Origin of the sequence: Salibaculum halophilum, from assembly GCF_002094885.1 — a bacterium.
Classification (GTDB): domain Bacteria; phylum Pseudomonadota; class Alphaproteobacteria; order Rhodobacterales; family Rhodobacteraceae; genus Salibaculum; species Salibaculum halophilum.
In genome coordinates this window covers 1-6,509 of the sequence record NZ_MSIT01000040.1, presented here as the reverse complement: position 1 = coordinate 6,509, position 6,509 = coordinate 1, and the positions used below count along the sequence as shown (strand labels likewise).

The following is a 6,509-nucleotide window of genomic DNA, read 5'->3' as shown; positions in this document are numbered from 1 at the left end:
CTCCCCATCCGGGCAAGGCATTGCCATGGAACGATAAAAGCCTGTCCCAACCTCCTGTGAGGGTTGGGACAGCGCGCCATGAGGTTGGGACAGGGGCGCCGTGACGGCCGTTCGTAGGCCAGGGATGTTCTCCTGAGCGATTTTGCTTGGGGACGCGGCTGGCGGCTGCTAGATCTCGGGTGACCAAAGCCGAAGGCCCACTCGAATTCGTGAGCCTTCAACATGAACGTACAAGACCAGATCCTTCCCGACGCGCGGCCCGATACCAACTGCGGCGCGAAGCCGATCCTCGCACTCGACTTCGGCACGACCACCGGCTGGGCGATCCGTGGCTTGGATGGCGTGATTACCAGCGGCACCGCCAGCTTCCGCCCCGGCCGCTATGACGGCGGGGGCATGCGCTACCTGCGCTTCACGAACTGGCTGGGCGAGCTGGATCGGCTCTCCGGGCCCATCGCCGCGATCTGGTTCGAGGAAGTCCGCCGCCACGCCGGCACGGACGCCGCGCATGTCTACGGCGGGCTGATGGCGACGCTGACCTCGTGGGCAGAGCTGCGCGGCGTGCCCTACGAGGGCGTCCCGGTGGGCACGATCAAGCGCTTCGCCACCGGCAAGGGCAACGCCAACAAGGACGCGATGATCGCGGCCGCCCGTGCCCGTGGTTTCAGCCCGGCCGACGACAACGAGGCCGACGCCATGGCGATCCTGCTCTGGACGCTGGAGACGAAGGGAGGCGTGGCATGACCGGCATGCGGTTCACGCCCAAGGGCTACGGCGGACGCCGCCGCGATCCCCAGCAGGTCAAGCGCGACGGATGGCGCGAACAAGGCGTGCTCGCCGTCTCGGTCGACGACGACCGGCTGACCTGGCCCGAGCGCGAGCTCGTCCGGCAGCTGGGCGAGCGGCTCTACGGGCAGCAGGACCGGGAGGCGCGCCATGACTGAGTGGACCACAGCGCGGGTGCAGGACCGGCTGGAAAGCGCGGCGGACGTGTTCGCGCAGCTGCCCGGCGTGAAGCCCACCGGGTATTTCAACGCCTGGCCCGAGTATTTCCATGGCTTCGCGGATCAGGTGGGCCAGGAGCCCGAGATGAAGCGCCCGCGGCCGAGCCCGCGTCAGATCACCGAGGCCGAGGAGGCGATGCTCTGGCTGCTCTGGCTCGAGCGCGACGACGCCCGCATCGTCTGGCTGCGCGTCAACCGCCAGCCCTGGAAGAAGATCGGCTGGGAGATCGGGTTGAGCCGCCCGGCCGCCAACCGCCACTGGCAATATGGGATCGCGCTGATCACCTGGCGGCTCAACGGGCGCGTGCCGTCGTCCAGGCGATCGAAGCGCTTCGTGGTCGACAACGCCGACCGGCTGTCAAGAAAAATCGTCCTGTGAGGGAATTATCAGGGAGACATCGCACAGGGTTCACTTATCGGCGCTGAAGGATACAAACGGGGTATGATCGCACGAGACGTGAACGAAGGGACGAAGGCCGCAGCGCTGGAATCCAGGGTGCAACCGAAAGCCAGTTCGGGGTCCAGAGGGGAACATGACGGCACGCAAGCGGCGACAGTTCGAAGCCGGGCAAACGCCCGCCGCTTGACCGGAAAAACTGTCTCGGCTCTCCCGTAACCCTCTGATTTTACGGCTCCTTTCCATTCACCTTCGTATGCTGGCGGGCTTGGCGCGGGATTTCGCCAGCGACAGGGCCGATTTTTTGGGAAGCCACCGGAGTCCAGCGTCCACCCGAGACGCCATGAAACCCTCGTGAAACCAAACGCTTGATGGGCCGCCCGGGGTGGATACCCCGCGGATGCCGGAGTCCAGCCGGCAGCCAGGGTATCCACTCCGGCGGAGTCCATGCAGCGGGAGTCCAGCGCGGCCAGCGCCACAGCGCGAACAGCATCGACAGGATCACCCATGACCCTCGCCTTCGCCCCCGAGCGGATCGAGATGTGGCCGCTGGCCAGGCTCCAGCCCTATGCCCGCAATGCGAAGCAGCACGGGGCCGACCAGGTCGCGAAGCTGGCCGCCAGCATGGCCGAGTTCGGCTGGACCGTGCCCTGCCTGGTCAGCGAGGATGGCGAGTTGATCGCCGGCCACGGGCGGGTGCTGGCCGCGACGCAGCTCGGGCTGACCGAGGCGCCGGTGATCGTGCTGGGGCACCTGACCGAGGCGCAGCGGCGGGCCTATCGCATCGCGGATAACAAGCTAACCGAACTCGGCAGCTGGGACGAGGCGCTGCTGTCGGCCGAGCTGCAGGACCTGCTGGCGGACGACTACGACCTGTCGCTGGTCGGGTTTTCCGATGGCGAACTCGACAAGCTGCTGGCTTTCGATCCGGACGAGGGCGGCGAAGAAGAAGGTGGCGCCGGCGGCTCCGTGCCGCCGGTGACCATCCCGGAGCCGCCGCGCAATCCGGCGTCGCGGGCCGGCGACCTGTGGATCCTCGGGGATCACCGGCTGCTCTGCGGGGACTCGACCTTCCAGGACGATGTTCGCCGCCTGATGAACGGCGAGCGCGCGGTGCTGTTCGCCACCGACCCGCCATACCTGGTCGATTACGACGGCTCGAACCATCCGACCCGGAACAAGGATTGGTCCGCGTCCTATGGCACCACCTGGGACGACAGCTCGCAGGGCGCGGACCTCTACGACGGGTTCATCGCCGCGGCGGTCGCAGAGGCGATCACGGAGGATGCCGCCTGGTACTGCTGGCACGCCTCGCGCCGCCAGGCGATGCTGGAGGCCTGCTGGGAAAAGGCCGGCGCCTTCGTCCATCAGCAGATCATCTGGGTGAAAGACCGCGGTGTCCTCACCCGCTCGCACTACCTCTGGAAGCACGAGCCCTGCTTCATGGGCTGGCGCCGCCCGAACCGCCCGCCGAAGGTCGCCGAGCAGACGCTGCCTTCGACCTGGGAGATGCCCAGCTTCGCGAAGGACGAACGCCCCGACCACCCGACTCCAAAGCCGCTCGACGCGTTCGGCATCCCGATGCGCCAGCACGTTGCCCGCGGCGGGCTCTGTTACGAGCCGTTCTCCGGTTCCGGCTCGCAGATCATGGCGGGCGAGGCCAACGGGCGGCGCGTCTTCGCGATGGAGATCAGCCCGGCCTATGTCGATGTCGCCGTCGAACGCTGGCAGGCGGAGACGGGCCGCGACGCGGTCCTCGACGGCGATGGCCGGACCTTCGCCGACGTGAAGGCCGAGCGGCTGGACGAAATCGGTGACCCCAGTAACACTGATCATATCATCGCGAGTATGGATGGTACACAAAAATAAAAATACAATTTAATCCTAGAAGCCGCTTGTGTGGTTTTTCCTCATCACAAGAAGAGCAGTACGCAGTACGTCAAGCTCTGTTGAAGCTGCCGCACGAACTAAGCCCACGAGGGCAATGAAGAGAAACAATAATACTCCTAGGCCAATCCAAAAATCTTGAGAAAATCCAGCTGTAGCCATATATGCTACAAAAATAGACTGCGAGACAATAAGGGCTGAGGTAACAGCGACAAACCCATAGAGCCGCGCCAGCATCAAATAACCTTCTGGAAATACCCGCTCTGACAATCGCAGCAACACGTTCATTTTCTCACGAATAGAAAGAGTAGCGTCATTTGGGGCAATCTCTCGAGTCTCCGCGGCAGCCATAGTCGAGACTTCCGAGAATGACATACTAATTTCCCGCTCACAGCGATCGTAATATATTTGATAATCTATATAAGGGATTAAATATCTTATAATCGACTTATTGGCAATTGAAAACGCCCGAAACAAAAATGCAGTGGCTGAGACTGAGATTGATATAAAAAAATAGATACACACCAGAAAATAGAAAATATTCATTTTTTCGAGCTCCGCTCGAAACATTTCCCACACCTCTGGGTAGAAAGCAAAAACCTGCAGCATCAAAGGCGCAGCAAAAAATGACGGTATTAAGATATCCCTGCTGAAGTAGCTAGCAGAAAAGTAGTTTCTTGCTTCTGCAGGGTTCATTGGTGACTCCAAATAAATTAAGCGACTTGCATGAGATTTTCCGCCGGAGATTTCCACCTTGTGCCTGACCCAAGCGCCGAATGATTCAGCCGGATCCGATCTCACGCAGCTTTGCACCACATCGCAGCCCAAAGCACAATGAAGCAGAGCCGGATCATGTCGATGGTAGAGGCCGCGACGAATGTCGTCGTCGGCTACGTTCTGGCCATCGCCACGCAGTTCGTCGTGTTCCCGTGGTTCGGTATCGAGACGGGGCTCGCGGAGCATCTGACCATCGGCCTCGCCTTCGTCGGCGTCTCGCTGGCGCGCGGCTATCTGCTGCGCAGGCTGTTCGAGACGATCCGGATGCGGAGATCTTGAGGACGCTCGTGATGCAATGACGGTGTCATGCGGCGCCTCGATGGATTAGGCTCGATGCCAAGAGGAGGTACCGGGCAAGATGGCAGGCCGACAGGAGCATTGGGACGACGTCTACGGCGCGCGGTCGGAAGATGCGCTGACATGGTTCGAAGCGACGCCGGCGGTGTCGCTCGACCTGGTGCGCGAATATCTGCAACCGGGCGCGCCGTTCATCGACATCGGGGCCGGTGCGTCCCGGCTCGTCGACGCGTTGCTCGATGAGGGGTTCGGCCCCCTCACGGTGCTGGACCTTTCCGCAGCCGCCCTGTCCGTCAGCCGGCAGCGGCTCGGCCCAAGAGCCGACGATGTTGCGTGGATCGAGGCGGACATCACGACGTGGCAGCCCGAGCGGGACTACGCGGTCTGGCACGACCGCGCCGTGTTCCATTTCCTGACCCGGGCCGAGGATCGCGCCGGCTATGCCAGCGCACTGGCGCAAGCCCTGCGCCCGGGCGGGACCGCGATCATCGCGACATTCGCGGATGACGGGCCGGAGATGTGCTCGGGCCTGCCCGTCGTGCGCTATGCGCCAGAAGAGCTGGCGCAGGAACTCGACCGACTGCTTCCGGGCCGGTTCGAGATGCTCGACGCCAGACGCCACATGCACGTCACACCGAAGGGCAACAAGCAGAGCTTCCAGTACAGCGTGTGCCGGAAGACGGATCGCTGAGACGAGAGACCGCCGCCCCATGCGGGACGGCGGCATCGGACCGTTGTGGCGTGCGGCGTCAATCCCGCGGCAGGCTGTAGACCCGGCCGCGGCCCTCGACCTTCTCGGAGGCGACCTCGAGCCCGAGCTTCTTCTTGAGCGCGCCGGCGAAGGCGCCTCGGACCGTGTGCGGTTGCCAGCCCGTTTCGGCGACGATCTCGTCGATGGTCGCGCCGCCCTCGGCGCGGAGCATCTCGATCAGCTTCGCCGGCTTGGTGCCCGTGCGCGGTGTGCGCGCCTTGGGCGCGGGATCGGCCTCGGCGGGAGCGTCGTGCGTGGGTTCCGCGCTCGGCGCCTCGTCGGCGCCCGTAGGCGCGCTGTCGCCGCCCTCCGGCTCGACGCCGATGGCGGCGAGGCCCGCGTCCGTGATGTGCAGGAGGATGGCGCGGCCGTCCTCGTCGTTGCGCCAGATGCGGTTGAGGGCGGCGTCAGCCTTGGTCCGGCTGTCGGTCGTGGTCTTGGCGATCAGCCCGCGGGAGAGGCGCGCGCCCCGGTACACTGGAAGTGTCTTGACACAACCAACGCGCGGTGCTGACATCGTATAAAAAGGGAGTCCACGATGCGATCAGCTCTGGTTTTATTCGCCGCAATTTCCATTACGTCGCCTGCGTGGGGGCAGCCACTTGAAGATGGTGTTTATTTAAGGCGCTCTGGTGATTCTGTCTCCACTCATTTGGTTACAGTTACTCGGATGAGTGGCGGTATTTTCGACTCGACTATAGAAAAGTGGATTGTCCGTCAGTATGAGGGCGTCGATAGCGAAAGTGGACTTCGGCTATATGGCGTTGTTGAAAAGGGCGACAATTTTCTCTTTCTGACTCCCCCTGATGGTAAAGACGTATTCTATTACGAGATTCACGACGGCAAGTTTCAATCTACGAACCTTTTGAGCGTCACCGGCGACGATGATGACGACGGATTTGGCGTCGAAGTGATTTTGGACGACAGCGTAACCGAATATGAATACTTGAGTCCGCCACCCAAGTAGTTCTTATGTATTGCTGGCCTTCACGTAAATCCCACGACGTACACGCCTTCGCCGAAGGCGCTGTCGGTGATGCGCTTCAGCAGGCTGGCGTAGTGGTCGAGGGTGCCGACCATGACCAAGCCCACCTCGTCCGGGGAGCAGTTGAAATGGTCGTCGCTTAGGGTCTGCAGCCGGGCGAGCATCTCGTCGATCTCGGCCTTCTTGCCGATGAAAGCGGCGAGCGCCGCCTCGCGATTTCGGCGGGCCTTTTCGGCGTGAAGTTGGTGGCGCGGGGTGGTGATCGGGTTCAGGCGCGTGGTCATCGCGGTGGCTCCTTCGTTCTGCGCTATCGCTGCGCTGCTTGACCGCAGTGGTGAGTTGCATCGTCCTCGTGGATCCACGTTCGCTCTGGCGCGGAGGCTTATCAACTCAATAAGCACATGATTTCGA

At 62.7% G+C, this 6,509-nt stretch carries 10 protein-coding genes; 7 read left to right on the top strand and 3 right to left on the bottom strand.

Annotation, left to right across the window (positions count from 1 at the left end; all coding sequences use genetic code 11):
- Positions 1 to 222: 222 nt before the first annotated feature.
- The 4 genes from BU124_RS13950 to BU124_RS13935 all read left to right on the top strand — a co-directional run bounded on the left by BU124_RS13950 (position 223) and on the right by BU124_RS13935 (position 3,270).
- A complete protein-coding gene (locus BU124_RS13950; RefSeq protein WP_084864181.1) occupies positions 223 to 744 on the top strand; it encodes a crossover junction endodeoxyribonuclease RuvC in 522 nt (173 codons plus the stop codon).
- Positions 741 to 944, top strand: coding sequence for a hypothetical protein (locus tag BU124_RS13945; RefSeq protein WP_425442468.1), 204 nt, complete (start codon positions 741 to 743; stop codon positions 942 to 944). Before BU124_RS13950 ends, BU124_RS13945 begins: the two co-directional genes overlap by 4 nt.
- Positions 937 to 1,383 (top strand): DUF6362 family protein, encoded by a 447-nt coding sequence (locus tag BU124_RS13940; protein ID WP_084864180.1) that lies wholly within the window; start codon positions 937 to 939, stop codon positions 1,381 to 1,383. Before BU124_RS13945 ends, BU124_RS13940 begins: the two co-directional genes overlap by 8 nt.
- A gap of 525 nt (positions 1,384 to 1,908) precedes the next feature.
- Entirely contained in the window at positions 1,909 to 3,270 is a 1,362-nt protein-coding gene (locus BU124_RS13935) for a site-specific DNA-methyltransferase (protein ID WP_084864179.1), read from the top strand.
- 15 nt (positions 3,271 to 3,285) lie between these two features.
- Here the strand turns inward: BU124_RS13935 and BU124_RS14680 are convergent, their stop codons facing one another.
- Positions 3,286 to 4,089: a hypothetical protein gene (locus tag BU124_RS14680; RefSeq protein WP_143530015.1), complete on the bottom strand. Its 804-nt coding sequence runs from the start codon at positions 4,087 to 4,089 to the stop codon at positions 3,286 to 3,288.
- A gap of 33 nt (positions 4,090 to 4,122) precedes the next feature.
- Between BU124_RS14680 and BU124_RS13930 the strand changes: the two genes are divergently transcribed.
- Positions 4,123 to 4,344, top strand: coding sequence for a DUF7220 family protein (locus tag BU124_RS13930; protein WP_084864178.1), 222 nt, complete (start codon positions 4,123 to 4,125; stop codon positions 4,342 to 4,344).
- Positions 4,345 to 4,423: 79 nt separating this feature from the next.
- Entirely contained in the window at positions 4,424 to 5,053 is a 630-nt protein-coding gene (locus BU124_RS13925; RefSeq protein WP_084864177.1) for a class I SAM-dependent methyltransferase, read from the top strand.
- 58 nt (positions 5,054 to 5,111) lie between these two features.
- Here BU124_RS13925 and BU124_RS13920 read toward each other — a convergent pair whose 3' ends face one another.
- The gene (locus BU124_RS13920) at positions 5,112 to 5,591 is read right to left on the bottom strand and encodes a DUF3489 domain-containing protein (protein ID WP_342743749.1); all 480 of its coding nucleotides are present in this window, start codon (positions 5,589 to 5,591) and stop codon (positions 5,112 to 5,114) included.
- Positions 5,592 to 5,651: 60 nt separating this feature from the next.
- Between BU124_RS13920 and BU124_RS14675 the strand changes: the two genes are divergently transcribed.
- Complete coding sequence (locus tag BU124_RS14675; RefSeq protein ID WP_143530014.1) at positions 5,652 to 6,080, top strand: hypothetical protein; 429 nt, start codon at positions 5,652 to 5,654, stop codon at positions 6,078 to 6,080.
- 20 nt (positions 6,081 to 6,100) lie between these two features.
- Here the strand turns inward: BU124_RS14675 and BU124_RS13915 are convergent, their stop codons facing one another.
- The gene (locus BU124_RS13915; RefSeq protein ID WP_084864175.1) at positions 6,101 to 6,382 is read right to left on the bottom strand and encodes a hypothetical protein; all 282 of its coding nucleotides are present in this window, start codon (positions 6,380 to 6,382) and stop codon (positions 6,101 to 6,103) included.
- Positions 6,383 to 6,509: the final 127 nt, after the last annotated feature.

Bases quoted from the DNA above. Each gene is read 5' to 3' on its own strand.
- BU124_RS13950 (WP_084864181.1), top strand. From the start codon at position 223: ATGAACGTACAAGACCAGATCCTTCCCGACGCGCGGCCCGATACCAAC.
- BU124_RS13945 (WP_425442468.1), top strand. From the start codon at position 741: ATGACCGGCATGCGGTTCACGCCCAAGGGCTACGGCGGACGCCGCCGC.
- BU124_RS13940 (WP_084864180.1), top strand. From the start codon at position 937: ATGACTGAGTGGACCACAGCGCGGGTGCAGGACCGGCTGGAAAGCGCG.
- BU124_RS13935 (WP_084864179.1), top strand. From the start codon at position 1,909: ATGACCCTCGCCTTCGCCCCCGAGCGGATCGAGATGTGGCCGCTGGCC.
- BU124_RS13930 (WP_084864178.1), top strand. From the start codon at position 4,123: ATGAAGCAGAGCCGGATCATGTCGATGGTAGAGGCCGCGACGAATGTC.
- BU124_RS13925 (WP_084864177.1), top strand. From the start codon at position 4,424: ATGGCAGGCCGACAGGAGCATTGGGACGACGTCTACGGCGCGCGGTCG.
- BU124_RS14675 (WP_143530014.1), top strand. From the start codon at position 5,652: ATGCGATCAGCTCTGGTTTTATTCGCCGCAATTTCCATTACGTCGCCT.
- BU124_RS13915 (WP_084864175.1), bottom strand. From the start codon at position 6,382: ATGACCACGCGCCTGAACCCGATCACCACCCCGCGCCACCAACTTCAC.